The following is a 25,985-nucleotide window of genomic DNA, read 5'->3' on the forward strand; positions in this document are numbered from 1 at the left end:
GTTATAAAATAAAAACCACATGAAAGAAATTAAAAATATTGTCCGATCAAGAGCACAAGAATCATCAAGTGCCGTTGAAAAATTATACATCACAATGCGCCATTTGTTCAATAGAGGCTTCTATAAACCAATGGGTGTTTCTGGTGATACTTTGCGTGAAGCGTTATTGTTATTACGCCCCGAAATTTACGGTACAATTGCCGATGATAAAGTAGAATTAAACGGACTTTTATATGTGATAGAAAGGCTTCCCGTTGGAATTGAAGAATGCAGATTCATCAATCTAACTTCCGATGAAGGCTATTCAAAATCACATTTTCAAGCGATAATTCCGCCTAAAAGAAGAAGAAATTGTTATCGAATTGATGACGAACAAATGAATGTTGAAATTACCCGTGGTCGTTCTGACATTTACGATATTTTGACGCATTTGACTTTCATTTTCATTGAATCTCATAAAATAAAAAACCGTGTTTTAATTGACGAAAGCGGCGAAGTTTCTCGCGATTGGCAAAAATTAGAACAAGCGGTTTTATCCAATAAAAAATTAATGTTAGTTGATAAAGAGAAGGCAATTTCTCATGCGGCAAATATTTTAGGGAGAACATTTGCGGAAGTTTTAGATATATATGATGCCTTTGGAACGAAAGAAAAACCAGATCGTTTTTTACATATTATTTATTGGTTGGGAAAATTAGCCATCGAAGAGGTGGTTGATAATAACAAAAGAACCATCACTTTTAGTCCAATTTTGAGAGAAAGATTGGGACACCATATTCACGGAGAAATTTGGGCAACCAACATTAAAGAAGTGCTTAAAGCAAATGATTTATTGGACCGTCCAATTCATATTATCAGTGCGAATATGCACTCTGTTATGAATTCTATATTTGCAACGCACGTTTTGAAAACGAAATTCAAGGACAAATCTGATTTCTTTATTTTTGAAGAATTAAGTAAATCTGGCGCAGATGAAGTTCGGAATAAAGTAGAAGATTTTGCAAAATTACACGGAATGATTTCGCTTCCTGATACTTCTGGAACCAACATTGATGTTCAAATTTTTGATACTTCGAAAATCGATTGGAATAAATCGGCTTTTCCGAAAGCACAATTGAACAATAAAAAACCGGTTATCATCGTTATGGATTATGCTTTTGGAGAGCAAGCATATGAAACGATTGATGAATTATTAAAACCATACAAAAAAGACATCCTTTTGAATGTGGAATCGGTTTCAATAATGGGAAAAGCGGGGATTCTTCAAGGAGGAAAAGGCGATATTATGATTCCGTCGGCACATATCAATGAAGGAACGGGAGATAATTATTTCTTTCATAACGAATTAACTGCCGAAATGCTTGAAGGAAATGACATAGCTGTTTTTGCAGGACCAATGATTACGGTTTTAGGAACTTCATTGCAAAACAAAGATTTGTTGAAGTTTTTCCACGAATCTACTTGGGGCGTAATTGGTTTGGAAATGGAAGGTGCCTATTATCAAAAAGCGATTCAATCGGCATCAAAAATTAGGAAAAGCATCAATACAGACGTGAAGGTTAGGTATGCCTATTATGCGTCTGATAATCCATTGGAAACCGGAAGTACATTGGCTTCAGGCGGATTAGGAACAACAGGAGTAAAGCCAACCTATTTGATTACAATTAAAATATTAGAACAAATTTTTAACGTAAAATAGATTTTTAAGATGAGTCAAACTACAAATAATTCAGACAATCAAGAGATTGATTTGTCTATGATTTCTTATAAAATTAAAGGTTTTTTCGACGGAATTGCCGCTTCAATTTTTAATAGCATTTTGTTTTTTAAAAGAAATCTTTTGTGGTTTTGTGGATTAACGGTTATTGGAGTTGGAATTGGAGTTTACTTAGACACCAACAATAAGTCGTATGACTCTGAAATCATTGTAAGACCAAATTTTGGAAGTACAGATTATCTTTATTCTAAAATTGAGTTATTAAATTCTAAAATTAAAGAAAACGATACTTTGTTTTTAAAATCTATTGGAGTCCTCAAACCTAAAAACCTTAGTTTAATAGAGATTGAGCCCGTTATTGACATTTATAGTTTTGTCAATAATAATCCAGTTTTAAGTAATACTCAAAATTCTCAAAACTTTGAATTAGTAAAATTATTAGCAGAAGACAGCGATATTAACAAGACAATAAAGGACAAAGTAACCAGTAAAAATTATTCTAGCCATAAAATTCACATCAGAACAAAGGGGTTTATTTCGGATAATAAAATGATTGTTCCAATATTAAACTACCTAAATCAAAACGAATATTTTGAAACATTAAGAAAAACGCAGATTCAAAACGTTATTATCAAAATGGTCAAAAATGAGGAAATAATTAATCAAATTAATGGTTTTTTAAATGAATTTTCGGCTTCTACAAAATCAAATCAAAAAAGCGAGAAATTGGTTTATTATAATGAAAACACGCAACTGAATGATGTTATAAGAACTAAAGAAAATTTATTGGTTGAATTAGGAAATCAAAGAATGGAATTAACAAGTTTAGATAAATTTATCAAGAAAACAAGTAGCGTCGTTAATATTAAAAACGAGAATGTTACCAATGGAAATTTAAAATTTGTACTGCCAATTTTCTTCATTTTTGGATTTATTTTTATAAATTTATTTTCAAAATTTTATAATAAACAAGCTTTAAAAGCACTACAAAATAGAGCATAATGAAAGGAATTATATTAGCCGGAGGTTCAGGAACAAGGCTGCATCCGTTAACACTTGCGGTCAGCAAACAATTGATGCCGATTTATGACAAACCGATGATTTATTACCCTTTATCATCGCTGCTTTGGTCGGGAATTAGAGAAATTTTAATCATTTCTACGCCACACGATTTGCCTTTATTCAGACAATTATTAGGCGATGGGACTCGATTGGGCTGTCGATTTGAATATGCTGTTCAAGAACATCCAAATGGTTTGGCTGAAGCATTTATTATCGGAAAAGAATTTATAGGAACTGATAAAGTCGCTCTAGTTTTAGGAGATAATATTTTTTACGGTACTGGTTTATCCGATTTGCTTCAAGCCAATAATAATCCTGATGGCGGAATTATTTATGCCTATCACGTGAATGATCCAGAACGATACGGAGTTGTAGATTTTGATTCTGAAGGAAATGTACTTTCAATTGAAGAAAAACCAGAACAACCAAAATCGAATTTTGCAGTTCCAGGAATTTATTTTTATGATAATGACGTGGTTGAAATTGCAGCAAATATAAAACCAAGTCACCGAGGCGAAATTGAAATTACAGACGTAAATAGAGAATACCTTAGAAGAGGAAAATTAAAAGTCAGTATTTTGGATAGAGGAACCGCTTGGTTTGATACAGGAACGTTTAATTCATTGATGCAAGCCTCTCAATTTGTGCAAGTTATTGAAGAACGTCAAGGATTAAAAATTGGTTCTATTGAAGAAGCAGCTTATAAAATGGGCTTTATTGACGCCGAACAATTAAAAGCGTTGGCACAACCCTTATTAAAAAGTGGTTACGGAACGCACTTGTTAGATATTCTATAAAAATGAATTTTATACCTACAAAATTAGAAGGCTGTTTTATAATTGAACCAAAAATAATCAACGACGAAAGGGGTTATTTTATGGAAAGTTTTAATGAAAACACGTTTCAAAAAGGAATTGGAAAACCCGTTCATTTTGTTCAAGACAATCAATCTTTCTCTACAAAAGGGGTCTTACGGGGATTGCATTATCAAACTGGCGAACACGCTCAAGCCAAGTTAGTTCGGGTTTTGCAAGGCGAAGTTTTAGACGTTGTGGTTGATATTAGACCTAATTCTAAGACGTTTGGAGAATATGTTTCTGTTTTACTTACAGGAGAAAATCAAACTCAATTTTTCGTTCCAAGAGGTTTTGCTCACGGATTTTTAGTGTTGAGCAATACCGCAACTTTTTTTTATAAATGTGATAATTTTTACAATAAAGAAGGCGAAGGCGGAATTAGTTATAATGATAAATCTGTAAATATTGATTGGCAACTCCCAACTGAGAATCTAATAATTTCGGAGAAAGATTCGATTTTGCCAACATTAGAAAACGCTATAAAAGCATGGTAGTTTTAGTAACTGGCGCCAACGGACAATTGGGTCAAGCAATTCAATTTATTGCGCCGAATTATCCATCAGTAAAGTTCATTTTTTGTGATTCAAAAACACTTAATATTACAAATAAAACGGATTGTAAGGATGTCTTTTACAAAACAAAACCCAATTTTTGTATTAATGCCGCCGCTTACACCGCAGTTGATAAAGCAGAATCAGAACCAGAAAAAGCGGAATTAATTAATGTAATTGGAGCAAAAAACATCGCTGAAACCTGTAAAGAATTTAACACAAAACTAATCCATATTTCTACCGATTTTGTTTTTGATGGTTCAAAAAATGCGCCGTACAATGAAACGGATTTACCCAACCCGAAAGGAGTTTACGGACAAACAAAATTAAACGGTGAAACAGCGATTCAAGAAGTATTTGACGCTTATTTTATCATTAGAACGTCTTGGGTTTATTCGCAATTTGGAAATAATTTTATGAAAACAATGTTGCGATTGGCTTCAGAAAGAGACAGTTTATCTGTGGTTTCAGACCAAATTGGCACACCAACAAATGCAGTTGATTTAGCAGAATGTTTAGTTACGATTATAACGGAACACTCAAAACGGAACACTGAACACTACGGTGTTTACAATTTTAGCAATGAAGGGCAATGCAGTTGGTTTGATTTTGCAAAGAAAATATTTGAATTAAAAAAAATTAGTATAAATTTACTTCCTATTCCTTCTATAAGTTTTCCAACACCAGCGGAAAGACCAAAATATAGTGTTTTAGATAAAAGTAAAATAAAAAGAGTTTTTGGTGTTGTTATTAAAAAGTGGGACGAAATTCCGGAAAATAATAAATAAAAGAACTGTTTTTTACATGATATCTTAAGTGAAATAAAATGAGAAACTGTAAGAAATAAAAAATTATAATGGCGTAAGTCATAGATTAATAATAACATATAACAACTAATAATAAATTTTTTATCGCGGTTAATAGTCTTTAATCTATTAAAATAAAGGATGTAATATATTTAATTTAAATTGCATCAACAATAAAATTTAATAGCTTTCGTTTTAGTTAAATAAATTAAAAATCATTAATAATGATTTGATTAGAATAAACTTTTAAAAATTACCTTTACAAATAATCACGTATAAAACAAAAACAACAAAAAATGAAAACAAAAATTATATTAACAGCATTGCTTTTGTCTATTTTATTATTTTCTTGTAAAAATGAATCTAAAACAAACGAAGTTGGGCAAATCAAAAAAAATGTATTTAAGGTTACTTTAGATTTATTAATTAAAAAGAATGATACCATTCATTTGTATTATACAGAAGATAATACAATAAATTTTACAGAAGAAAACTCAATGTGGGTTTCTATTCTTGGAAAAAACGACGCACAACAAATGACTTTTGAGCTTCCAGAAGATTTTTTCCCAACTCAATTTAGAATAGACTTTGGAGTAAACGGAGAGAATGAAAAGATTAAATTGAATAGTGTGAAATTTGACTATTTAGACAAATCTAATCTAATAAGCGAATCTTTAATTTATAATTGTTTTAGAATAAATGCCGACAACACAACAATTGACTCAGTCACAAAAGAATTAAGCAGAAAGGACCCAAAAGCAATTGTCGGCCCTAGTTTATACCCTCAGGAAGCGATTTTAAAAACAGAATTAGATAAATTTTCTACAAAATAAAAAAAGGAAAAAATAACAGATTCAATAAAAAAATGATTATCTCTTTTAAGATAATTTTTTATCAATACTTTTTTATATTTATTTCTGCAATAATAATTTCTAACAACAATGAACTACGATAAAAAAGGGGCGGATTATTATTCTAATGTAAGATTAGATTTAATCAATCTAATAGACAAACAAACACAAAATTTAAAGGTTTTAGAAATTGGCGCAGGTTATGGAGAAACACTATTTTATTTAAAAAAAAACAAAATTGCCGCCGAGGTTGTAGGGGTAGATTTGTTTGAAGACAAGAATAATAAACAAAACTATAAACCACTAGATAATTTCATTTTTGGAAATATTGAGGAGATTGATTTACCACAATATGAAAATTATTTTGATTTAATTTTACTTCCCGATGTTTTAGAACATTTATTTGAACCTAAAATGGTTTTGAATAAAATCAAAGAATACCTAAATACCAACGGAAAGATTATTGTAAGCATGCCTAATTTTCGGCATTATTCAGCATTAATAAAGATTTTCATAAAAGGTGATTTTCGCTATGAAGAAAGCGGAATTTTTGATTACACTCATTTACGCTTTTATTGTAGAAAAAACATTCAGGAACTTTTAGAATCCAGCGGGTATAAAATTCTAAAAGAAGAAAGTTCCATTAAAAACTATAAGGGAAAATCAATCGCTAAAATAATTAATAGTCTTACTTTTGGATTGTTGGAAGAATTTTTTTCACTCCAATATTTCTATGTTATTAAAAAATAGAAAATCCAACAGAAAATCCCTAAATAGACTAGGATGATTCAAATAAACAATAATTTCTCAAAAATCATTTCCTCTTCGGGAGTCAATTTTATTTTTAGAATTTTTGGTCTTGGCACTTCCTTTTTTACCACAATACTCATTACACGATTATTTGGCGTGGCTACTTTTGGCAATTATTCATTAGTATTTACCATTTCTCAAGCAACAGCAATCATTTTTACCCTCGGAATTCCAAACACCTTGATTAAAATCATTGGGAATCACGATTTTAATTATCTGCAAGCCAAAAAATTGTTGATAAAAGGAATTAAAGGTGCTTTGTTGTTTTCAATTATTCCAGTGCTGTTTTTTTATTTTGGCGCCCATTTTTTATCCGAAAGCATTTTTAAAAATCCCGAGTTAAAAAACTATTTCTTTATCGTAACGCTGTCGTTGCCACTTTTTGTTTTACACGAAATTTTCCTTTATTTTTTGATTGCCACCAAAAATTTCATGAAGTACAACGTCTTCATGTTTATTGTTCCAAATGTACTATTAATTGGATTACTTTTTTGGTTTTATCAATTTGAACAATACGGACATTATACTTTTCTGGCTTTTGCTTTTGCCATTCTATTGACTGTTTTTGCCGAGGTTGTGGCTATTTTTGAGGTAAAACCACCAAAAACAGAAATTCCATTCCGAACTTTGGAATTGTTAAAAACTGCATCGCCGTTACTTTTCAGCGGATTACTTTTGTATTTGTTAAACTGGACTAACAACATTATGCTAGGAATCATGACTGATGAAACCCAAGTAGGAATCTATAATGTTGCCTACAAAGTAGGAAGCGTTGGGTTTTTGGTAATTGTGTCTGTAAGCACCATTATAACACCAAAAATGGCAGAATTATACGGAAAAGGAGATTTATTAGAATTGAAAAAACTGACTCATAATGCCACAAGATTAATCGCAATCTTGTCTATTCCAATAGTTTTGACGTTGATTATTTTTAGCAAATACATATTATCCTTTTTTGGCGAAGAAGTGGTAGCGGGAAACACCACCATGATAATCGTTTCTTTGGGCGTACTTTTTAGCGCAATGGCTGGAAATGGGGATCAAATTTTAAACATGACAAACAATCAAAAGACGTTGCGAAACATCACGATTATTTGTTTTTTTGTGAATATCATGATGAGCTATTTCTTGATTCCGCTTTATGGAATAAATGGCGCAGCATTATCGAGTTTAATAACTAATGTTTTAATCAATTTTTTATGTGTTTATTACATAAAGAAACGATTGGGTTTTTACACCTTGTTTTAATATGAATATCGAATTATCTGTTATAATCGTCAACTACAACGGCATCAACTATTTGAAAGAATGTTTCGATTCGCTGTATGATAAACTCAAAAATACATCTTTTGAAATTATCATAATCGACAATAATTCTTCGGACGAAAGCTGTGCGTATATCAAAAATAATTACCCTAAAATTATTTTAATCGAAAGCAAAGCAAATCTTGGTTTTGCCAAAGGAAACAATGAAACCGTAAAACACGCCAAAGGCGAATACTTATTACTCATCAACAACGACACGATTGTTCTTGATGACTTGTTCGGAGTTTTAGATTTTTTAAAATCGGATAATGAAATTGGAGTAATCGGAATCAACATGCTTGATGGCAACAAAGAATATCTTCCCGCAGCCGGAAATTTTCCAAACCCAAGAAATATGTTCCAATTAAAGAAACTGTTAGACAAAGGAAAGGAATTTAAAACTGGAAATTTCTCAAAACAAAGTTATGAAGTAGATTGGCTTGGAGGATCATTTCTATTGCTATCCAAAAAAGTATACCAAGAAATCAATGGTTTTGACGAGGATTATTTTATGTATGTTGAAGATGTAGATTTTTGTAAAAAAATAGCCGATTTAGGCTACAAAAGGATTTTTCTTCCTGATTTTTCTTACATTCATTTTGTAGGGTTTTCGAACAGCAAAAACCCTCAATTAATTAAAGGGTATGGAATTTATATTACCAAACATTGCAAAGGTTTAAATAAATTTATTTGTCAATGTGCTATAAAAATAAATAAGGGCGTAAAAAACCTTAAAAAAAACCTCAAAATAGAATAAAAATGTATTTTTGTTAACTATTATAAGTTAAATATGAAAATCACAGCAACCAAGTTTTACTCCATTCTTTTCGTATTTGTTGTGTTTGCTCAAATGTATTTAGCGTCTTTTAAGGCAAATGTTTTTTTGCAAATATTCATTTTAGGAATTTATTTTTTATACGAAAAACTTTCGTTTGATCGTAAATTCATAATTACTATTTTGCCGCTTTTCCTACTTTTTATACTTCCATTTGTTGGAATGTTTTTCCATGAAAAAGAAATTTACAATGTTATAAAAGACATTTTTCACTTTGTAAAGCCTTTAATAGGAATTGGAATTGGGTATTTGTTCTTCAAGAAAATCAACGATTTCAAACTTTTTGTTAAATCAATTGTTCTCATTGGTTTGGCCTCGGCGATGGTCCATTTTATTATAATTTTTGTATTCAGTAAAACCAGCACTGTATCTGAAATTCGGGAATTTGGAAGAGATAATTTCCTAGAGTTATTTTCGTTGCTGTTTTTATTGGTTTATAACAAATACCAAAAAGAACCCCTTTTTTCAAATAAAACCACTCCATTTTTGATTGGTATAGTATTAGTAATATCCAACTTGCTTTATTTGTCAAGAACCATGTTTGTAGTTGCGATAATTTGTTTGCTTTCGATTTTTGGCCTTAGCATTATAACAAAGAAAACAATAAAATTTATCATGCTTTTATTGGTGTTATTTGTGCTATTTTATTCCTATTTATTTTCTATGAAACTAGAGAGAGATAGTTTTTTATATAAAGTAAAAATCGCTCCTTCCGAACTATTTAAGACCCATATCGACCGAAACAATCATGCCGATTTGTGGGATCACTGGCGTGGATACGAAGCAAAACGCGCGATAGCTTTAATGAATCAAAACCCCAGCAGTTATATGATAGGTTGTGGTTATGGCTCATTGGTAAACCTAAAGTTTTATGCGCCGCTTTCCGATAGTGCTTCAGACAAAGGATTAAAATACATTTCTGAATTGCATAACGGATATGCTTATATTTTTTATAAAACAGGAATTGTTGGTGTTTTTTTATATCTATTATTTTTTGTTGGACTTTATAAAAAAATATACATTAATAGACAGTTTGTTACGATTTTTATATCGGCAATTGGAATTGCCTTTTTATTTACAACGATAACCATAACAGGAATTTATAATACCAAGGACACTATTGTTTTTATTCTTGGTGGGCTACTCTTTTTTGAGCACAAGCAGTTGTTAATTAACAAGATTTGATATGATAAAAGCATTATTTAATAAATTATTATCTAGTTCAGGAAAAAGCTATAAAATAGATCCGTATATTCCAAATAGCTTGCTTTTGCACGTTCTTTATAGCAGAGTAATAATGCTTTTTCGAGGATATGTATTCACAGGAAAGAAAGTCTTTTTAGGAAAAAACTGCACGCTATTAAACAAAAGCAATATCCACTTTGGGAAAAACGTAACTATAGAGAAGCATACAACAGTTGATGGCTTTGCTTCCCAAAAAATAATTTTAGCAGATGGCGTAAAAATAGGCGCTTATTCAGTGGTGACTTGCACAAGTCATTTAAGCAGTTTTGGAAAAGGATTGCAAATGGGGGAAAACTCAGCTATAGGCGATTTTACTCATTTTGGAGCATCAGGAGGTATAGAAATTGGAAGCGATGTTATTATGGGATCATATATTAGTTTTCATTCTCAAAATCATAATTTTAGCGACCTGTCAAAATTAATTAGAGAACAAGGAGTTACTTCAAAAGGTATAAAAATTGGTAATAACATCTGGGTTGGCGCAAAAGTAACTTTTCTTGACGGCTGTGTGGTAGGGAATAACTGCGTTGTTGCTGCAGGCGCTGTCGTAAATGATATTTTCCCAGATAATGTTTTGATAGGCGGAGTTCCTGCAAAAATTTTAAAAAAAATCAATTAATGATTAACATCTTATTCATTCATCAATCAGCAGAGCTTTATGGCTCGGATAAAACCTTGTTGTTGTTATTAAAACATATGGACAGAACAAAGTTTTTTCCAGTTGTTATTTTGCCTAATGAAGGTCCTTTAAAAATTGAGTTGGAGAAAGAAAACATAAAAGTTGTTATTGCCCCGGTCTTAAAATTATATCGTAAAATTTTTACGCCAAAAAACATTTTAAAATCTATTAAAGACATTAAAAAAGGAATTGAGACCTTAGATGCATTAAATACGCTACACCATTTTGACATTGTTTATTCCAATACTTTAGCGGTTTTACTGGGAATGATTTATGCCAAAAAAAGAAAAATAAAACACCTTTGGCACGTACATGAAATAATAGTTCATCCCAAATTTATAGCTTCAATTTTTCCTAAACTCTTAATGCGTTATTCACATTTAGTTGTTTGTAATTCAAAAGCAACGCAAATCAATTTAATCCAAAGAATACCAATATTAGAATCAAAATCAATTGTAATTTATAACGGAATTGAAATTCCTAAAGCTATAAATTTGGATAAAATTAATTTAGGTTTTCCAGAAGATAATATTATCATTTCATTAGTTGGAAGAATAAGTAGTTGGAAAGGACAACAATTGTTGGTTAGTGCCTTTGTTATTTTAAATGAAAAATACTCAAATATTAAGTTGGTTTTTCTTGGTTCTGCCCCATCAAATCAGGAACAATTTGAAATTAGTTTAAAAAACAAAATAGCCGAAAACAAGCTACAGGATAAGGTCTTTATTTTTCCTTTCCAAAAAGATGTTGCAAAATTTTGGAATTCAATTGATATTGCAGTAGTTCCCTCAACAGAGCCAGAACCTTTTGGAATGGTCGCTATTGAAGCAATGTTAGCCAAGAAACCGGTAATTGTAGCTAACCATGGGGGAATAACCGAAATTGTAATTGATAATGAAACGGGATATTTAGTCCAACCCAATAATAAAATTGCGCTTGCCGAAGCCATTTCAAAACTAATAGACGATTTTCAACTTAGAAATCAATTTGGAGAAAAAGGGCATGAACGAGTTGTTCAAGAATTTTCAATTGAAAAGCACGTCCAACAATTTGAAGCTGTTTTCCAAAATTTACAAGATAATTTTTAATTCTTATGGTTTAAAACCTTTATTTTAGCCATCTGAAAATAAAACATTTCATGAAAATAGCCATTTTAGGAACTCGGGGCATTCCAAATCATTATTCAGGGTTTGAACAATTTGCCGAATTTTTCTCTGTATATCTAGCAGAGAAAGGGCACGATGTTTATGTATATAATTCTCACGATCACCTTTATCAAGAAAAAACATACAAAGGAGTACATATTATTCATCAGTACGATCCAGAATATAAATTGGGAACTTTCGGACAATTTATCTATGATTTTAATTGCATAATGGATTCTCGCAAAAGAGACTTTGACATTATTTTACAATTGGGCTACACTAGCAATTCAATTTGGTTTTTCTTACTTCCTAAAAAACCAATTATAATTACCAACATGGACGGATTAGAATGGAAACGTTCAAAATATTCTAAACCGGTCAAACAATTTTTGAAATTTGCCGAACGAATAGCGGTCAAAAGCAGCAACCACCTAATCTCAGATTCATTAGGAATTCAAAAATATTTGAATGAAAAATACGAAGTTACTTCTACGTATATTCCTTATGGAGCGACAGTTTTTGAAAATCCAAACGAAGAATTATTGAAGGAATACGATGTTACTAAGGGGAATTACAACATGATTATGGCCCGTTTTGAACCAGAGAACAATATCGAAACAGTTCTCGATGGAATTGTTTTGTGCAAAGAGAATACGCCCGTTTTGATTTTAGGAAATCACAATACAAAATACGGCAGTTATCTTAAAGAAAGGTATAAAACTAAAAAAGAAATCCGTTTTATAGGAGCTGAATTTAATATGAATAAACTAAATAATTTAAGGTATTTTTCCAATTTTTATTTCCACGGACATTCTGTTGGAGGCACCAATCCTTCACTTTTAGAAGCAATGGCGTCGAAAGCATTTATTGTGGCGCACAACAACCATTTTAACAAGGCAATTCTTAAAGAAAACGGGTATTATTTTTCTAATCCACAGGAAGTGAAAAATATTTTAGAAACAATCAAAAAAAATGATAACTTGCAGTTGGTTCAAAACAACTTTGACGCGATTGAAAATGAATTTAATTGGGATAAAATAAATGGCGAATATCTCCAGCTTTTCGAAGAATGTATATCAAAATCTGAAACAAGAATACAGTAAACACACTTCTTTACTTTTTGTTTTAGTAGCATTATTATGTATTCCTTTAAGTTATGCATTTAACAGTATGTCACTGGTTTTATTGACATTAATCACGTTAATAAACTTCAAAAAAGAAAATTTAAAATTTGAGACAAGTCTCATTTTACCAATTTTATTATATCTTTTGATGCTTCTTTCCATCACTTGGACGATAGATTTTGAGAGAACTACCAATGCACTTTCAAAAGAATTACCGCTTTTAATAATTCCTATATGTTTTTTACTATTTCGCTCTTTCACTACTTTAGAAAAGGATAAAATAATCAAGTGTTACAGTTATGGAATTGTAGCCTATTCTATTTTTTATCTTATAAAAGCATTGATTAGATTTATAATCTCAAATGATACTTCTGTTTTCTTTTATCATGAATTAGTTTCAAAAGATGTAAATGCAATTCATGTTTCTGTTTATATCGCCATCTCTTTTTTTTACTTTTTGATAAAAACACAAAAAACAACATTTGATAAAGTAGTTTTAGGCATCTTATTTTTAATGGTTTTTTTATTGTCTTCAAAAAACATTATAGTAGTTTTTATCGGGCTTTTGGTTTGTTATCATTTGTTTTATTCCAAAACCTCCAAAAAAATGCGCCTTAAAAATCTAATTTTGTTAATTACATTGCTATTATTTCTGCCATTTGTAGGGAAAATAAAAGAGCGTTTCAAGGAAGAATATGAAACCATAATGACCGATAGTAGTGTAAATGACGTAATTAGTAAGGATTCGGGTACAGTCTATAATGTGAGCATTAAACAAGCCTGGACCAACAAAACATTCCAACCAAATGATTATTTTCCAGGTACTGCTTTTAGAGTTTATCAATTCAGAATTTTTATAGAATTGTTGCAAGAAGAATCCATTTTCTGGAAGGGTTTTGGTTTGGACGCATCGTATCCTAAAATAGCTGAAAAAGGAGTTCATTACAATTTGTTTTTAGGCGATGAAACGCAAGAAGGCTATCAAACGCTGAATTTTCATAATCAATATGTTCAAGTCTTTGCTGAATTAGGAATTTTCGGATTCGTAGGATTACTCGCAATGGTATTTCTAACAATAAGAAACGCCGTGAAATCAAAAAACTTCATTCACACTGCTTTTTCAGTCTTAATAATTTCGCTTTTTTTTACAGAATCTTTTCTTTGGAGACAAAGAGGAATAACATTCTTCATTCTAATGTACTGTATTTTCAACTCCAATTTGAAATCTGAAAAAACAATTTCCATTTAGTATAATATTATATTTTTTTTAACGTTTATTATACAATATTTAGAATGAAACGAAACATAAGCCAAATATGAAAAGAATTTTAATTACTGGAGCCGCAGGATTTTTGGGCTCTCATTTATGTGATCGTTTTATAAAAGAAGGATATCAAGTTATAGGTATGGACAACCTAATAACGGGAGATTTGAGAAATATTGAGCATTTATTTAAGCTCGAACATTTTGAATTTTACCACCATGATATAACAAAATTTATACATGTTCCCGGACAGTTAGATTATATTTTGCATTTTGCATCTCCTGCAAGTCCAATTGATTATTTAAAAATTCCAATTCAAACATTAAAAGTAGGTTCTCTAGGAACCCACAATCTTCTGGGTTTAGCACGCGTTAAAAATGCACGAATTCTAATTGCATCAACATCGGAAGTTTATGGAGACCCTTTGGTGCATCCGCAAACAGAGGAATATTATGGAAACGTAAATACAATAGGGCCACGTGGCGTTTACGATGAAGCCAAGCGTTTTCAAGAATCCATCACAATGGCATACCATACTTTTCACGGCGTAGAAACTAGAATCGTTAGAATTTTCAACACTTACGGTCCAAGAATGCGTCTAAACGATGGAAGAGTTATTCCCGCTTTTATTGGGCAAGCCCTTCGTGGCGAAGATTTAACTATTTTTGGAGACGGAATGCAAACACGTTCTTTTTGTTATGTTGACGACCAAGTTGAGGGAATTTTCAGATTACTTCATTCAGATTACGTATTTCCGGTAAATATTGGAAATCCGGACGAAATAACAATTAAAGATTTTGCTGATGAAATCATTAAATTAACAGGGACTAATCAAAAAGTGGTTTATCATCCTTTGCCAATTAATGACCCACTTCAACGTCAACCAGACATTACAAAAGCAAAAAAATTATTAGGTTGGGAGGCAAAAATATCTAGGGAAGTTGGAATGAAAATAACGTATGATTATTTCAAATCACTTTCAAAAGAGGAGCTATTAAAAGAAGAACATAAAGATTTTTCTGGATATATTAAATAAATATGACTGCTGCACAATCAGGAAGATACTCGAAATATATACGGCCAATAAGCATAGTTTCTGACTTATTGGTTATATCCTTATTGGCATTATTTTGTTTTAAAGGGCTCAATTTAAATTACAGTACCTATATTGGATATTTAATAATTTCATGGGGAACTATAGCCTTTCTTATAAAATTTTATGACATTTATAGATTCACAACTCCTGTAGAAATACTAACTAAAATTGTAAAACAGACCGCTTTATTTTCTTTATTAACAATAGCTTTCTTCCCATTTTCCAAAAAAGTTATTTTTAGCGGAAATGCAATTTTATGGTATATAATTTCATGTACTTTATTAATAACAATACTAAAATATCTTTTGTTTTATTATTTAAAGAAGTACCGCATAATTACAGGAAGTAATTTTAGAAATGTCGTAATTATTGGATTTGCTCCCGAATCAATTCGCCTCAAAAGTCTTTTTGAATCAAGAAACGACCTTGGCTATCACTTTTTAGGTTTCTTTTCAAATAAAAAGAAAAATGATGAAATCTTAGGCGATATAGACTATTTAAAAACATTTGTAATCGAAAATCAAGTAAATGAAATTTACTGCACTTTAGATGAAATGACAAACGAACAATTAGCAGATATTGTAGATTTTTCTGACGGGAACGGAATAATTATAAAATTTATACCCGGAATCAAAGAGATTTTCTCTAAAAAATTAAAAGTAAATTATTACGAAATGTTTCCGGTTTTGTCAATGCAAAAAACAGTATTGCACGACCCAACAACCAAAGTATTAAAAAGAGTTTTTGATGTAATTTTTGCTTTGTTAGTAATTATTTTCCTATTATCATGGCTCATACCGCTACTCGCTGTTTTAATAAAATTGGAATCAAAAGGAGCTGTTTTTTTTAAGCAAGGGAGACCAGGGTTAGATGAAAAAGAATTTTTTTGTTATAAATTTCGTTCAATGAAATTAAATGGAACAACGGAAACAGAGGCTTCTAAAAACGACCCTCGAGTTACCAAAATCGGAAAAATAATGCGAAAAACGAGTGTCGACGAACTGCCTCAATTCCTCAATGTTTTAGTTGGAGACATGTCAGTAGTTGGACCAAGGCCGCATCTTTGGTCTCAAAATAAGTCTTATGGCAACAAAATAAAAAAATATATGGTACGTCATTATGTAAAGCCCGGTATAACAGGTTTGGCTCAAGTAAAAGGATATAGAGGGGAAATTGAGTCTGACGATGATATGATTAATCGTATAAAACTAGATGTTTTTTATATCGATAATTGGTCGTTAATTTTAGATTTAAAAATTATCGTTCAAACCGTTTTGAACATTTTAAAAGGAGAGAAAAAGGCGTATTAATTGAATTTATTGTTCAATATATTTTCCTTAGAAATTTTTCCAGTTTTAATGCGCATATAAAAGCAAAAGAATTTATTTTTGCACTTCACAACAACCAACTACACAATGACAATTTTATTATTAGGTTCTGGAGGAAGAGAACACGCTTTTGCATGGAAAATGATTCAAAGTACGCTTTGTAAGAAACTTTTTGTTGCCCCAGGAAATGCCGGTACCGGAAGTATTGCTACAAATGTGAATTTAAAAATAACCGATTTTGATGCCGTGAAGTCATTTGCCTTGAGCGAAAAAGTAGAAATGGTAGTTGTTGGTCCTGAAGATCCTTTGGTAAAAGGAATTTTTGATTTTTTCCAAAATGACACCGATTTAAAACATATTCCTGTTATTGGTCCGTCAAAATTGGGCGCACAATTAGAAGGAAGTAAAGAATTTGCCAAAGAGTTTTTGGTAAAACACAATATTCCAACAGCTGCTTATGAAAGTTTTACAAAAGAAACTGTTGAAGCTGGATGTGCTTTTTTAGAAACATTACAACCTCCGTATGTGCTTAAAGCAGACGGATTAGCGGCTGGAAAAGGGGTTTTAATAATTCAAGAATTGACGGAAGCCAAAGAGGAATTGAGAAATATGTTGGTTCACTTGAAATTTGGGGAAGCAAGTTCAAAAGTTGTAATCGAAGAATTTTTAGACGGAATAGAATTAAGCTGTTTCGTATTGACCGATGGGAAAAACTATAAGATTTTACCCACTGCCAAAGATTACAAGCGTATTGGCGAAGGCGATACAGGTTTGAATACAGGAGGAATGGGAGCAGTTTCCCCCGTTCCTTTTGCAGATGCCGTTTTGTTAGAAAAAATCGAAAATAGAATCGTTAAACCTACAATTGAAGGCTTGCAAAAAGATGGAATTCAGTATAAAGGATTTGTTTTTATAGGTTTAATCAATGTTAAGGGCGAACCAATTGTCATTGAATACAACGTGAGAATGGGCGATCCTGAAACAGAAGTGGTAATTCCGAGGTTAAAATCGGATTTAGTGGAATTGTTTTTGGCTGTAGCCAATGAAAAACTAGACGAAAAAACACTTGAAATTGATAGCCAAAGCGCAGCCACAATTATGGTTGTTTCTGGCGGTTATCCAGAAGAATATATGAATGGGAAAGTGATTTCTGGAATTGAAAAAGTTTCAGATTCTATAGTTTTTCACGCAGGAACTAAAACAGATAATGGTCAAATAATCAGTAACGGAGGACGTGTTTTGGCAGTTACATCATTAGGAGCTAATTTTGAAGAAGCCATAAAAAAATCGTATCAAAATATAGACAAGCTACATTTTGATACGATGTATTTTAGAAAAGATATTGGTTTCGATCTTTAATTTTAAAACTTAAAACAGTAGTTTTAGAGTTTTATTTAAAAAAAGAATGTGCCGTAGTATCTTGATATTCTTCGTTATTGTCTTTATGCAATTTCAATTGTTTAATCCAATAAACCATTGCTGTAGCGCAAATTATTAAGAAAATCCAATTAATCGTATTCGCTGCAAACCAATGTTCGAGTTCTAATTTTCTTAAATAATTATGTGGAATGAAAATAATATTTTCAAACAACCATTGTATTCCTTCAAAAAATGCTTTCATCTTTGTACAAGTATTATATTTACATTTACAAAAGTATAAAATATCCGTATGATAACAAGTTTTTTTAGGAAATCAACACCAATAAATTATGCATTTATTTTTTTAATGCTATTATTTTTCTTTGGAGCGTATCAATTTCACCAAGTTGGAAGTGTTTTTTCGATTGGGCTTTTCTTTAAAAAAATTAGTATTATTGTAGCAATAATTGCCACTTTTTTTACTGTAAATTTCATAATAAAAAAGAACGGACTGAGCAAAGACAGTGCATACATGATTTTATTTTATTTGCTGTTGCTACTTTTCTTCCCTTCAGTTATGAATAATTTAGACTTAATTATTTCTAACTTTTTCATCATTTTAGCGTTAAGAAGATTAATTTCTTTGCAATCGCCGAAATCGCCAAAAGAAAAAATATTTGATGCTTCTTTATGGATTTTTGCGGCTTCGTTATTTCATTTTTGGAGCATTCTCTTTATAATTTTAGTATTTATTAGCATTCTTTTTCACACCGCAAGAGATTATCGAACTTGGTTTTTGCCTTTTATTGCTTTTTTTACTTCAATTGTTATTGCTATTTTAATTGATTTGGTTTTTCATAAAAACATCACCAGCAACGTAATTACAAATACTTCACGGGACTTTGAAATCAATTATTTTGTCAATAACTATCAAAATCTTGCCATATCCTTGTTTGCAACGATTTCTTTATATTTTAGTTTTTATGTGATATTTACAATTTCAAACCGACCAATTATTCTACATTCGTCCTACAAAAAAATTGTTGCTGCTTTTTTTATTGGGATTGCAGTTTTTCTGATTTCGCCCAATAAAAGTAATGATATCCTTGTTTTTACTTTTGCGCCATTGGCTTTTATGATTACCCTTTTCGCTGAAACACCACAATCAAAAGTGAAGCGAGAACTGACTTTAGCAATTGTAATTTTGTGTAGTTTTTTTGCGTTTTTCTCGCAATTATAGTTTGTTTCCAAAAGCCAAATCACCTGCATCTCCAAGTCCTGGAACAATATAATTTTTCTCATTCAATTCGTCGTCAATAGAAGCAATCCAAAGATGACAATGCTCTGGCAATAGCGCTTCTAGATGTGCAATTCCTTCTGGAGCAGCAATTACCACTGCAATATGAATTTCTTTCGGCGTGCCTCGTTCAGTCAATTTATTAAAAACAGCCACAATAGATTGTCCAGTGGCAAGCATCGGATCAATCAAAATTAAATTCGCATTATTAATATCTGAAACGGCTTGGTATTCAACCAAAATATCAAAATAATTGTCATTATTCGGATGATGTCTATAAGCGGAAATAAATCCATTTTCAGCGGCATCAAAGTAATTCAAAAAACCATTATGCAGCGTTAATCCCGCTCTTAAAATAGAACATAAAACCAGATTATCACTGATTTCCGATGTGTTTTTTATACCAAGCGGAGTTTGAACGGCACAATTTTTAAAATGCAATTCTTTACTTAATTCATACGCCATAATCTCGCCGATGCGCTCCATATTTCTTCTGAAACGCATGCGGTCATTGTGACTATTTATGTCTCTAATTTGTCCTAAAAAATGATTTAGAACGCTATTTTTTTCTGATAAATGATGAATTTTCATAAATATAGGTATAAAGTTTAATCGTTAAAAGTATAAAAAGTATCTTTGCTTTTTAATATGTAAAGATATGTTTTCAAAATTAGCTTATTCTGTATTTGAACAAAGTATCTACGATTATCATCAATATGATAATGTCGATCAACCAATCAATAATCCTTTTCCGAAAGATAAAGTTGAGCATTTGTTGTATCATAAAAATTGGATTGACACTGTGCAATGGCATTTTGAAGACATTATTCGTGATCCAAATATTGATCCAGTCGCGGCGCTTACATTGAAAAGAAGAATTGATGCTTCAAATCAAGAACGTACCGATATGGTGGAATATACTGATAGTTATTTCCTTCAAAAATACAGTCACGTTGTCGCAAAAAAAGGTGCGAAAATTAATTCTGAAAGTCCTGCTTGGGCTTTTGATAGATTGTCTATTTTAGCTTTAAAAATCTATCACATGAATGAAGAAGCTACTCGAACTGGAGCTTCAGAGGAACACCATGATAAATGTCAAGCAAAGTTAAACATCCTTTTAGAACAAAGAACCGATCTTTCAACTGCAATTGATGATTTATTAAATGACATCGAAAGCGGCGATAAATTTATGAAAGTGTACAAACAAATGAAAATGTACAATGATGATGATTTAAACCCGATTTTGTATCAAAATAAGAAATAATTGACACTTAAATTGTCAAAAAAAATACAACATATAGCCGTCATAAGACTTTCCGCAATGGGGGATGTCGCTATGACGGCTCCTATTTTACGAGCCTTTTCAAAGCAATATCCCGACGTAAAAATCACCATAATTTCAAATCCATTCTTTAAACCATTTTTCGATGAAATTCCAAATGTTTCTTTTTTTGCATTTGATAAAACCGGAAAACACAAGGGTTTCTTAGGATTCTTTCGATTATTTCAGGATTTAAGAGAACGTAATATTGACGCATTTGCCGACTTACACAACGTTTTACGTTCTAAAGTAATCCGAACGCTATTTGCCTTGAGCGGAAAAAAAATAGCTTTTACAGATAAAGGAAGAACGGATAAAAAGGAAGTTACTCGTGCCGAAAATAAAATTTTTAGGCAACTTCCAACCGTTTTTGAAAGACACGCAAATGTATTTCTATCGCTTGGATTTCCTTTGGATTTATCGAATCCTTCGTTTCCTAAAAAACAGAATTTAGCTTCAGAAATTACCTCAATTGTGGGTGAAAAAATGCAGAAATGGATTGGAATTGCCCCTTTTGCACAACACGATTCCAAAGTATATCCGCTGGATTTAATGGCTCAAGTAATTGATGAATTGGCTAAAAATTCTAATAATAAAATTTTACTTTTTGGTGGTGGGAAAAAGGAAATCGAAACTTTAAATCTGCTTTCAAAAGGCAAAGAAAATGTAATTTCAACGGCAGGAAAACTTAAATTCAATCAAGAAATCCAACTCATCGGCAACTTAGATATTATGCTTTCTATGGATTCTGGAAACGCACATATTGCTGCAATGTTAGGCGTAAAAACCATTACGCTTTGGGGTGCTACACATCCGTTTTTAGGATTTTCACCGTTCCATCAATCTATAGAAAACGCATTGGTTTCAGATAGAAATTTATATCCAAAACTCCCAACTTCGGTCTATGGAAATAAAAAAGTTGAAGGATATCAAGACGCAATGCGAACGATTTTACCAGAACAAGTAATTGAAAAAATAGTTCAATAAGAATTGCAAAAATCAATTTCAATTAACAATCAAATGAACTGATTACTAATTTTCTAAACACTGAAGACTTTCTTAAACATCATCATAATCCACATAAATCGTTTCGGAAGTTGGATGCGCTTGACAAGTCAAAACCAACCCGTCGGCGATTTCTTTGTCGGTAAGAATAGAATTTTTCTTCATTTCGGCAGTTCCCGAGGTAATTCTCGCCAAACAGCTGCTGCAAATTCCGCCTTGGCAAGAATACGGGGCGTCAATTCCTTGTTTCAAAGCCGCTTCCAAAATAGTTTGCTTTTGCGACATTTCAAAAGTCGTTTCTTCGTCGTCAACTAAAACCGTTATTTTAGAATGACCTACCAACGATTCTTTGATTTTATTTTCGGTTGAAGAACTCGAAAATAGCTCGAATTTTATATTTTTTTCAGAAACATTATGTTCTTTTAAAACTGCAGAAACCGTATTTATCATTTCTTCGGGACCGCACAAATAAAATTTTTCAAAGGTCAATTCTTTGTGTTTGTTTTTCAAGACAAAATTTACAGTAGATTTTTCAATTCTACCAAAAAGTTCGTTTTCATCTTTCGCTTGTGTAAAAGAATAATGCACAAAAAAGCGACCAACATATTGTGATTGTAATTCGTGTAATTCCTGATGAAAAATTGTTTCTTCGTGAGTTTTATTTCCGTAAACCAACACAAAAGTGCTTTTTGGCTCACTAGTTAAAACGCTTTTTGCAATAGACATTACAGGGGTTATTCCGCTACCAGCTGCAAATGCTGCGTAATTTCTTTGACGATCTGTTTGCGGTTCAAAGGTGAATTTTCCTTCTGGACTTCCAACTTCCAGCGTGTCGCCAGCTTTTAATTTTGAATTAGCAAATTGCGAAAACAATCCGTTTTTAACAGCTTTTACTGCAATTCTCAATTCACCACTTTCGGGTGAGGAACAAATAGAATAGGCACGACGAATTTCTTCTCCGTCTAAAGTTAATTTTAAATTGAGGTATTGTCCAGCAACAAATTTGTAGTTGGATTCTAATTCTGTGGGAACATTAAAAAGTATCGAAACTGCGTCTTTGGTTTCGCGTTTCACTTCTTTAATGTTCAATTTATAAAATGACGACATTGCTTTCTTTTTTGCAAAGATAGGAAACGAATTAGGTTTCTAAAAGTGAATGTGTTTTAAATTTTATATACCTAAATGTTTTATGTATAAGTTTCTTATGTATATTTGCGTTTTAAAATGAGATTGCTTCGTGCCTCGCAATGACCAAAAAAATGAAAAATTCACAATTGTACAAAGGAAGTTTGAACACCATAATCATGAAATTGCTGGAGGAAAACGGCAAAATGTATGGCTATGAAATCACTCAAAAGGTAAAAGCAATTACACTTGGCGAACTTCAAATTACGGAAGGTGCATTGTATCCTGCGTTGCATAAATTGGAAGCCGAAGGATTGCTTGATGTGGAGGTTGAAAAAGTAGATAATAGACTTAGAAAATATTATAAACTCACCGAATCAGGAACCAAAGAAACCGTAAATCGTTTGGCGGAATTGGAAGATTTTATTAGAAACATGCAAAGTTTAGTGAATCCAAAATTAGAATTTTAATCATGAAATTAATCACCGAACAAATAGCAAAAATAGACGAAACTTTAGTGTTAAACGGGGTTGTTTATGATGACATAAAAATAGAATTAACTGATCATATTGCTTCTGAAATTGAAAAGAATATAGGCGAAAATGATATTTTGTTTGAAGAGGCTTTTATAAACGCGTTTGACAATTGGAAAGAGCAATTAAGACCAAGTTCATCAAAATGGCTTGGAAGTAAAAATGTTGGGCCAAGAATTGTAATTGATAAAATGATTTTAAATTCAAAAAAACTTGTCTTAATAGCAATCGTATTTGTTCTCATTACAAGTATTGCATTGACCGCTTTAGTGAGAAATTTCAATAATGAAATAGCAATTGAAAACATAAGAATGACGTTAAGAATTGTCTTTTTGCTTGAACTGTTTTTCATAGTATTTTGTAAATATCTGATTTGGAAATCAAAATCTGTTACATCATTTGTATTTATTTATAAAAAACTAAACCTTTCTGCTTTGGGATTACTCTTATTTTTAGGAATTGGACTAATGCCTTTAATGCGAACAAAGGTAGATTTAGAAATCAATTTAGCTTCAAACTTTTTAACAAGTATTTATTTCATTTGGCCAATATGTTATATAAAACTTGCCTACAATCATTTTCAATTTGAAAGAAAATTAGCTAAAGTTTAGACTATGAAACTAACTAAAGAACAAATCGACAAAATAGACGAAACGTTAGTTTTGAACGGAGTAGTTTATGAAGATATAAAATTAGAATTGATTGATCATATTGCTTCGGATATAGAAGAAATAATAATGAAGCAAAGTGTTGCTTTTGAAACAGCCCTAATCAATGCTTTTGATAAATGGGAAGAACTTTTAAGACCTGCATCAAACCTATTTTGGGCACCTTTTTGGTTAAATGAACCAAAATTATTTATGGACAAATTGGTTAAAGAATCTAAACGGCAATTATTATTTTGGTGGTTATTAAGTGTCATTATTTCCTTAATAACAGCTTGGACAATAATGCAAAATAAATCAAATATTTTTTTAAACCAATTAGTTCTAGGGTATGAAACACTTTTAATTGTATTAATCGTATTATTGCTTACAGGAAGGTATTTCGTTTTCAAATCTCCAACCAAAACAATTTTCAGTTATATGTTTAATCTTCATTGTGTGGGTTCATTTCTTATGTTGGCAATTCAATTATTTGGCTTAGAATTTTCTTCAGATTTTATTTTTGCGTTGAATCAAAAGTTTATAATGAGGCGATTATTTTTTTCGATTTTTATTCATATTTGGTGTGCAGTTTATTCAATTTATTCGATTTATTTTTTGTATAATCATTTTCAATTCGAAAGAAAATTATCTAAAGTTTAGACTATGAAACTAATTAAAGAACAAATCCAATTCATAGACCAATATCTGCAAAAAGCGGATGTTATTTTTGTGGATGTACGATCAGAACTAACCGATCACATTGCGTCGGCAGTGGAAGAAAAAATGGAACTGGAAGAACTCTCTTTTTATGACGCATTCAAAGCATATATGGTGGTAAACAAGAAAATGCTTTTGGCTTCTAACAGAAGAAATTTTAAAAATTTTAAAAACGCAAGTATTAGTTTTTCTAAAACATTTATCAAACCTCAAAATATAATTTTTGCGATTATGCTCCTTTTTGGTTTTCGCTATGCGAACCAATTGATTTCATTAGAAATGATTAGCCAAGGGATATTTTCCATGATTTTTCTATTTGTTTTTGTTCAGGCAATTTATACGTTTGTCATTATCAGGAAACGCTATCTTTATCTTGAAAATAGTTCCTCTGTATTGTTGGTGATTTATTATGTAAATCTTTTTTCAAATGGATTTGTATTGCACTCTAAAAACTTTATCGGGAATCAATTCAGCATCGTAGTAACCCTGTTTTTGCTTTTTGCGTATGTTGGTTATTGCATAACAACAATTAGAAAATTCAGATTAAAATATTCATAACGCATGGATTTCAAGAAACTAACTACCGCTCAAATAGACCAACTTTACACTTTCACGAAACAGCATCATGTGGAATATTACGATTTGCAAACGGAGCTAGTCGATCATTTGGCCAACGCCATCGAGCTAGAATGGGAAAGCAATCCAACGCTGTCATTTGAAACCCTTTTAGATAAAGAATTCAAGAAATTTGGTGTTTTCGGTTTTATAGACGTTCTTCAAAATAAACAAAAAGCGATGTCCAAAAGATACAACAATTGGGTTTGGAATCATTTCAAAGCATTTTTTAAATTACCAAAAATTATAGGAACTGTAATAGTAACAGCGGCTCTATTTTATTTTTTAAAATTCAATGACAACAGCCTAATAATTATCAGAATTTTGTTTGTAATTCAATTAGCAATAGTGTTCTTCGCATTGATAAAGCGAGAGTTGAATAAAAATAAGAAGGAGTTGAATCCTAAAAAATGGCTTTTAGAAAACACCATTTACCGGTGCGGCAATTTTGGTAGTTTGTTTTGGTTGCCTTTTTATACAGTAAATAACGCATGCAATAGTGTTACTGAAATTTCGGATTATTTTCTTTTCGGAATCAGTTGTTTTTTTGTGTGTATTGGATTGTTTTTTTACATTATTTTATTTGAAATCCCCTCAAAAGCGCAAGACTATTTAGAAAAAACCTATCCGGAATACCAACTTTCAAAACAATAATTTATATATTTATCCAATAATTTATAAACCTTCAATT

At 31.3% G+C, this 25,985-nt stretch carries 28 protein-coding genes; 25 read left to right on the forward strand and 3 right to left on the reverse strand.

The annotated features are described in order from the left end of the window. Nucleotides 1–19: 19 nt before the first annotated feature. The 17 genes from AC9UEH_RS01295 to purD all read left to right on the forward strand — a co-directional run bounded on the left by AC9UEH_RS01295 (nucleotide 20) and on the right by purD (nucleotide 18,034). Nucleotides 20–1,699, forward strand: coding sequence for a DUF6909 family protein (locus AC9UEH_RS01295; RefSeq protein WP_509527717.1), 1,680 nt, complete (start codon nucleotides 20–22; stop codon nucleotides 1,697–1,699). 9 nt (nucleotides 1,700–1,708) lie between these two features. Further along, nucleotides 1,709–2,719 carry a hypothetical protein gene (locus AC9UEH_RS01300; RefSeq protein ID WP_509527719.1) on the forward strand — a complete coding sequence of 337 codons (1,011 nt, stop codon included), beginning with the start codon at nucleotides 1,709–1,711 and terminating at the stop codon, nucleotides 2,717–2,719. Then, the gene (gene rfbA, locus AC9UEH_RS01305) at nucleotides 2,719–3,576 is read left to right on the forward strand and encodes a glucose-1-phosphate thymidylyltransferase RfbA (protein ID WP_509527721.1); all 858 of its coding nucleotides are present in this window, start codon (nucleotides 2,719–2,721) and stop codon (nucleotides 3,574–3,576) included. Before AC9UEH_RS01300 ends, rfbA begins: the two co-directional genes overlap by 1 nt. Nucleotides 3,577–3,578: 2 nt before the next feature. Next, nucleotides 3,579–4,130, forward strand: coding sequence for a dTDP-4-dehydrorhamnose 3,5-epimerase (gene rfbC / locus AC9UEH_RS01310; RefSeq protein ID WP_509527723.1), 552 nt, complete (start codon nucleotides 3,579–3,581; stop codon nucleotides 4,128–4,130). Next, nucleotides 4,124–4,975, forward strand: coding sequence for a dTDP-4-dehydrorhamnose reductase (gene rfbD / locus AC9UEH_RS01315; RefSeq protein ID WP_509527725.1), 852 nt, complete (start codon nucleotides 4,124–4,126; stop codon nucleotides 4,973–4,975). Before rfbC ends, rfbD begins: the two co-directional genes overlap by 7 nt. Nucleotides 4,976–5,289: 314 nt before the next feature. Then, the gene (locus tag AC9UEH_RS01320) at nucleotides 5,290–5,826 is read left to right on the forward strand and encodes a hypothetical protein (RefSeq protein WP_509527727.1); all 537 of its coding nucleotides are present in this window, start codon (nucleotides 5,290–5,292) and stop codon (nucleotides 5,824–5,826) included. A gap of 108 nt (nucleotides 5,827–5,934) precedes the next feature. Next, nucleotides 5,935–6,594 (forward strand): class I SAM-dependent methyltransferase, encoded by a 660-nt coding sequence (locus tag AC9UEH_RS01325; RefSeq protein ID WP_509527730.1) that lies wholly within the window; start codon nucleotides 5,935–5,937, stop codon nucleotides 6,592–6,594. A 33-nt stretch (nucleotides 6,595–6,627) separates the two neighbouring features. Further along, nucleotides 6,628–7,902: a flippase gene (locus tag AC9UEH_RS01330; RefSeq protein WP_509527733.1), complete on the forward strand. Its 1,275-nt coding sequence runs from the start codon at nucleotides 6,628–6,630 to the stop codon at nucleotides 7,900–7,902. A gap of 1 nt (nucleotide 7,903) precedes the next feature. Then, on the forward strand, nucleotides 7,904–8,716 hold the full coding sequence (locus tag AC9UEH_RS01335; RefSeq protein WP_509527735.1) for a glycosyltransferase family 2 protein: 813 nt from the start codon (nucleotides 7,904–7,906) through the stop codon (nucleotides 8,714–8,716). A gap of 33 nt (nucleotides 8,717–8,749) precedes the next feature. Continuing rightward, nucleotides 8,750–9,979, forward strand: a complete 1,230-nt coding sequence (locus AC9UEH_RS01340; RefSeq protein ID WP_509527738.1) for an O-antigen ligase family protein — start codon at nucleotides 8,750–8,752, stop codon at nucleotides 9,977–9,979. A gap of 1 nt (nucleotide 9,980) precedes the next feature. Continuing rightward, nucleotides 9,981–10,658 carry an acyltransferase gene (locus AC9UEH_RS01345; protein ID WP_509527740.1) on the forward strand — a complete coding sequence of 226 codons (678 nt, stop codon included), beginning with the start codon at nucleotides 9,981–9,983 and terminating at the stop codon, nucleotides 10,656–10,658. Then, nucleotides 10,658–11,806, forward strand: a complete 1,149-nt coding sequence (locus AC9UEH_RS01350; RefSeq protein WP_509527742.1) for a glycosyltransferase family 4 protein — start codon at nucleotides 10,658–10,660, stop codon at nucleotides 11,804–11,806. The genes AC9UEH_RS01345 and AC9UEH_RS01350 overlap by 1 nt, the downstream gene beginning before the upstream one ends. Before the next feature lie 50 nt (nucleotides 11,807–11,856). Beyond that, nucleotides 11,857–12,966: a DUF1972 domain-containing protein gene (locus AC9UEH_RS01355; protein ID WP_509527744.1), complete on the forward strand. Its 1,110-nt coding sequence runs from the start codon at nucleotides 11,857–11,859 to the stop codon at nucleotides 12,964–12,966. Then, nucleotides 12,905–14,236, forward strand: a complete 1,332-nt coding sequence (locus tag AC9UEH_RS01360; RefSeq protein ID WP_509527746.1) for an O-antigen ligase family protein — start codon at nucleotides 12,905–12,907, stop codon at nucleotides 14,234–14,236. Before AC9UEH_RS01355 ends, AC9UEH_RS01360 begins: the two co-directional genes overlap by 62 nt. 67 nt (nucleotides 14,237–14,303) lie before the next feature. Next, nucleotides 14,304–15,287 carry a UDP-glucuronic acid decarboxylase family protein gene (locus AC9UEH_RS01365; protein ID WP_509527748.1) on the forward strand — a complete coding sequence of 328 codons (984 nt, stop codon included), beginning with the start codon at nucleotides 14,304–14,306 and terminating at the stop codon, nucleotides 15,285–15,287. Between the two features lie 2 nt (nucleotides 15,288–15,289). Then, a complete protein-coding gene (locus AC9UEH_RS01370; RefSeq protein WP_509527751.1) occupies nucleotides 15,290–16,657 on the forward strand; it encodes an exopolysaccharide biosynthesis polyprenyl glycosylphosphotransferase in 1,368 nt (455 codons plus the stop codon). Nucleotides 16,658–16,762: 105 nt separating this feature from the next. Then, nucleotides 16,763–18,034 carry a phosphoribosylamine--glycine ligase gene (gene purD, locus AC9UEH_RS01375; RefSeq protein ID WP_509527753.1) on the forward strand — a complete coding sequence of 424 codons (1,272 nt, stop codon included), beginning with the start codon at nucleotides 16,763–16,765 and terminating at the stop codon, nucleotides 18,032–18,034. Nucleotides 18,035–18,065: 31 nt separating this feature from the next. Here purD and AC9UEH_RS01380 read toward each other — a convergent pair whose 3' ends face one another. Then, nucleotides 18,066–18,296 (reverse strand): DUF6341 family protein, encoded by a 231-nt coding sequence (locus AC9UEH_RS01380; RefSeq protein WP_509527756.1) that lies wholly within the window; start codon nucleotides 18,294–18,296, stop codon nucleotides 18,066–18,068. A gap of 48 nt (nucleotides 18,297–18,344) precedes the next feature. Here AC9UEH_RS01380 and AC9UEH_RS01385 point away from each other — a divergent pair, with 48 nt between their 5' ends. After that, on the forward strand, nucleotides 18,345–19,274 hold the full coding sequence (locus tag AC9UEH_RS01385; RefSeq protein ID WP_509527759.1) for a DUF6427 family protein: 930 nt from the start codon (nucleotides 18,345–18,347) through the stop codon (nucleotides 19,272–19,274). On the opposite strand, the gene upp is transcribed toward AC9UEH_RS01385, so the two are convergent. After that, the gene (gene upp, locus AC9UEH_RS01390) at nucleotides 19,269–19,922 is read right to left on the reverse strand and encodes a uracil phosphoribosyltransferase (RefSeq protein WP_509527762.1); all 654 of its coding nucleotides are present in this window, start codon (nucleotides 19,920–19,922) and stop codon (nucleotides 19,269–19,271) included. The genes AC9UEH_RS01385 and upp overlap by 6 nt on opposite strands. Nucleotides 19,923–19,989: 67 nt before the next feature. On the opposite strand from upp, the gene AC9UEH_RS01395 reads away from it, so the two are divergent. Together AC9UEH_RS01395 and AC9UEH_RS01400 are read left to right on the forward strand one after the other, a co-directional pair. Then, nucleotides 19,990–20,595, forward strand: a complete 606-nt coding sequence (locus AC9UEH_RS01395) for a DUF4254 domain-containing protein (RefSeq protein WP_509527765.1) — start codon at nucleotides 19,990–19,992, stop codon at nucleotides 20,593–20,595. Nucleotides 20,596–20,652: 57 nt separating this feature from the next. Beyond that, nucleotides 20,653–21,639, forward strand: a complete 987-nt coding sequence (locus AC9UEH_RS01400; protein WP_509527846.1) for a glycosyltransferase family 9 protein — start codon at nucleotides 20,653–20,655, stop codon at nucleotides 21,637–21,639. 72 nt (nucleotides 21,640–21,711) lie between these two features. On the opposite strand, the gene AC9UEH_RS01405 is transcribed toward AC9UEH_RS01400, so the two are convergent. Continuing rightward, entirely contained in the window at nucleotides 21,712–22,764 is a 1,053-nt protein-coding gene (locus AC9UEH_RS01405) for a 2Fe-2S iron-sulfur cluster-binding protein (RefSeq protein WP_509527768.1), read from the reverse strand. Between the two features lie 152 nt (nucleotides 22,765–22,916). On the opposite strand from AC9UEH_RS01405, the gene AC9UEH_RS01410 reads away from it, so the two are divergent. Genes AC9UEH_RS01410 through AC9UEH_RS01430 form a run of 5 tightly spaced genes read left to right on the forward strand, consistent with a single transcriptional unit; the run spans nucleotide 22,917 to nucleotide 25,948 of the window. After that, the gene (locus AC9UEH_RS01410; RefSeq protein ID WP_509527771.1) at nucleotides 22,917–23,252 is read left to right on the forward strand and encodes a PadR family transcriptional regulator; all 336 of its coding nucleotides are present in this window, start codon (nucleotides 22,917–22,919) and stop codon (nucleotides 23,250–23,252) included. A 2-nt stretch (nucleotides 23,253–23,254) separates the two neighbouring features. Beyond that, a complete protein-coding gene (locus AC9UEH_RS01415) occupies nucleotides 23,255–23,926 on the forward strand; it encodes a hypothetical protein (protein WP_509527773.1) in 672 nt (223 codons plus the stop codon). 3 nt (nucleotides 23,927–23,929) lie between these two features. Further along, nucleotides 23,930–24,622: a hypothetical protein gene (locus AC9UEH_RS01420; protein WP_509527775.1), complete on the forward strand. Its 693-nt coding sequence runs from the start codon at nucleotides 23,930–23,932 to the stop codon at nucleotides 24,620–24,622. 3 nt (nucleotides 24,623–24,625) lie between these two features. Then, nucleotides 24,626–25,237, forward strand: a complete 612-nt coding sequence (locus AC9UEH_RS01425) for a hypothetical protein (protein ID WP_509527778.1) — start codon at nucleotides 24,626–24,628, stop codon at nucleotides 25,235–25,237. 3 nt (nucleotides 25,238–25,240) lie between these two features. Next, on the forward strand, nucleotides 25,241–25,948 hold the full coding sequence (locus AC9UEH_RS01430) for a hypothetical protein (protein ID WP_509527780.1): 708 nt from the start codon (nucleotides 25,241–25,243) through the stop codon (nucleotides 25,946–25,948). The last annotated feature ends 37 nt before the right edge of the window (nucleotides 25,949–25,985 follow it).

The sequence above is a fragment of the Flavobacterium sp. genome (assembly GCF_040402835.1).
Lineage (GTDB): Bacteria > Bacteroidota > Bacteroidia > Flavobacteriales > Flavobacteriaceae > Flavobacterium.

Coding starts and splice junctions, on each gene's coding strand:
- AC9UEH_RS01340 (WP_509527738.1), top strand. CDS start 8,750: ATGAAAATCACAGCAACCAAGTTTTACTCCATTCTTTTCGTATTTGTT.
- rfbC (WP_509527723.1), top strand. CDS start 3,579: ATGAATTTTATACCTACAAAATTAGAAGGCTGTTTTATAATTGAACCA.
- AC9UEH_RS01385 (WP_509527759.1), top strand. CDS start 18,345: ATGATAACAAGTTTTTTTAGGAAATCAACACCAATAAATTATGCATTT.
- purD (WP_509527753.1), top strand. CDS start 16,763: ATGACAATTTTATTATTAGGTTCTGGAGGAAGAGAACACGCTTTTGCA.
- AC9UEH_RS01360 (WP_509527746.1), top strand. CDS start 12,905: ATGGCGAATATCTCCAGCTTTTCGAAGAATGTATATCAAAATCTGAAA.
- AC9UEH_RS01420 (WP_509527775.1), top strand. CDS start 23,930: ATGAAACTAACTAAAGAACAAATCGACAAAATAGACGAAACGTTAGTT.
- AC9UEH_RS01325 (WP_509527730.1), top strand. CDS start 5,935: ATGAACTACGATAAAAAAGGGGCGGATTATTATTCTAATGTAAGATTA.
- AC9UEH_RS01320 (WP_509527727.1), top strand. CDS start 5,290: ATGAAAACAAAAATTATATTAACAGCATTGCTTTTGTCTATTTTATTA.
- AC9UEH_RS01380 (WP_509527756.1), bottom strand. CDS start 18,296: ATGAAAGCATTTTTTGAAGGAATACAATGGTTGTTTGAAAATATTATT.
- AC9UEH_RS01300 (WP_509527719.1), top strand. CDS start 1,709: ATGAGTCAAACTACAAATAATTCAGACAATCAAGAGATTGATTTGTCT.
- rfbA (WP_509527721.1), top strand. CDS start 2,719: ATGAAAGGAATTATATTAGCCGGAGGTTCAGGAACAAGGCTGCATCCG.
- AC9UEH_RS01405 (WP_509527768.1), bottom strand. CDS start 22,764: ATGTCGTCATTTTATAAATTGAACATTAAAGAAGTGAAACGCGAAACC.
- upp (WP_509527762.1), bottom strand. CDS start 19,922: ATGAAAATTCATCATTTATCAGAAAAAAATAGCGTTCTAAATCATTTT.
- AC9UEH_RS01430 (WP_509527780.1), top strand. CDS start 25,241: ATGGATTTCAAGAAACTAACTACCGCTCAAATAGACCAACTTTACACT.
- AC9UEH_RS01330 (WP_509527733.1), top strand. CDS start 6,628: ATGATTCAAATAAACAATAATTTCTCAAAAATCATTTCCTCTTCGGGA.
- AC9UEH_RS01355 (WP_509527744.1), top strand. CDS start 11,857: ATGAAAATAGCCATTTTAGGAACTCGGGGCATTCCAAATCATTATTCA.
- AC9UEH_RS01365 (WP_509527748.1), top strand. CDS start 14,304: ATGAAAAGAATTTTAATTACTGGAGCCGCAGGATTTTTGGGCTCTCAT.
- rfbD (WP_509527725.1), top strand. CDS start 4,124: ATGGTAGTTTTAGTAACTGGCGCCAACGGACAATTGGGTCAAGCAATT.
- AC9UEH_RS01415 (WP_509527773.1), top strand. CDS start 23,255: ATGAAATTAATCACCGAACAAATAGCAAAAATAGACGAAACTTTAGTG.
- AC9UEH_RS01345 (WP_509527740.1), top strand. CDS start 9,981: ATGATAAAAGCATTATTTAATAAATTATTATCTAGTTCAGGAAAAAGC.
- AC9UEH_RS01400 (WP_509527846.1), top strand. CDS start 20,653: ATGGGGGATGTCGCTATGACGGCTCCTATTTTACGAGCCTTTTCAAAG.
- AC9UEH_RS01350 (WP_509527742.1), top strand. CDS start 10,658: ATGATTAACATCTTATTCATTCATCAATCAGCAGAGCTTTATGGCTCG.
- AC9UEH_RS01295 (WP_509527717.1), top strand. CDS start 20: ATGAAAGAAATTAAAAATATTGTCCGATCAAGAGCACAAGAATCATCA.
- AC9UEH_RS01335 (WP_509527735.1), top strand. CDS start 7,904: ATGAATATCGAATTATCTGTTATAATCGTCAACTACAACGGCATCAAC.
- AC9UEH_RS01395 (WP_509527765.1), top strand. CDS start 19,990: ATGTTTTCAAAATTAGCTTATTCTGTATTTGAACAAAGTATCTACGAT.
- AC9UEH_RS01425 (WP_509527778.1), top strand. CDS start 24,626: ATGAAACTAATTAAAGAACAAATCCAATTCATAGACCAATATCTGCAA.
- AC9UEH_RS01410 (WP_509527771.1), top strand. CDS start 22,917: ATGAAAAATTCACAATTGTACAAAGGAAGTTTGAACACCATAATCATG.
- AC9UEH_RS01370 (WP_509527751.1), top strand. CDS start 15,290: ATGACTGCTGCACAATCAGGAAGATACTCGAAATATATACGGCCAATA.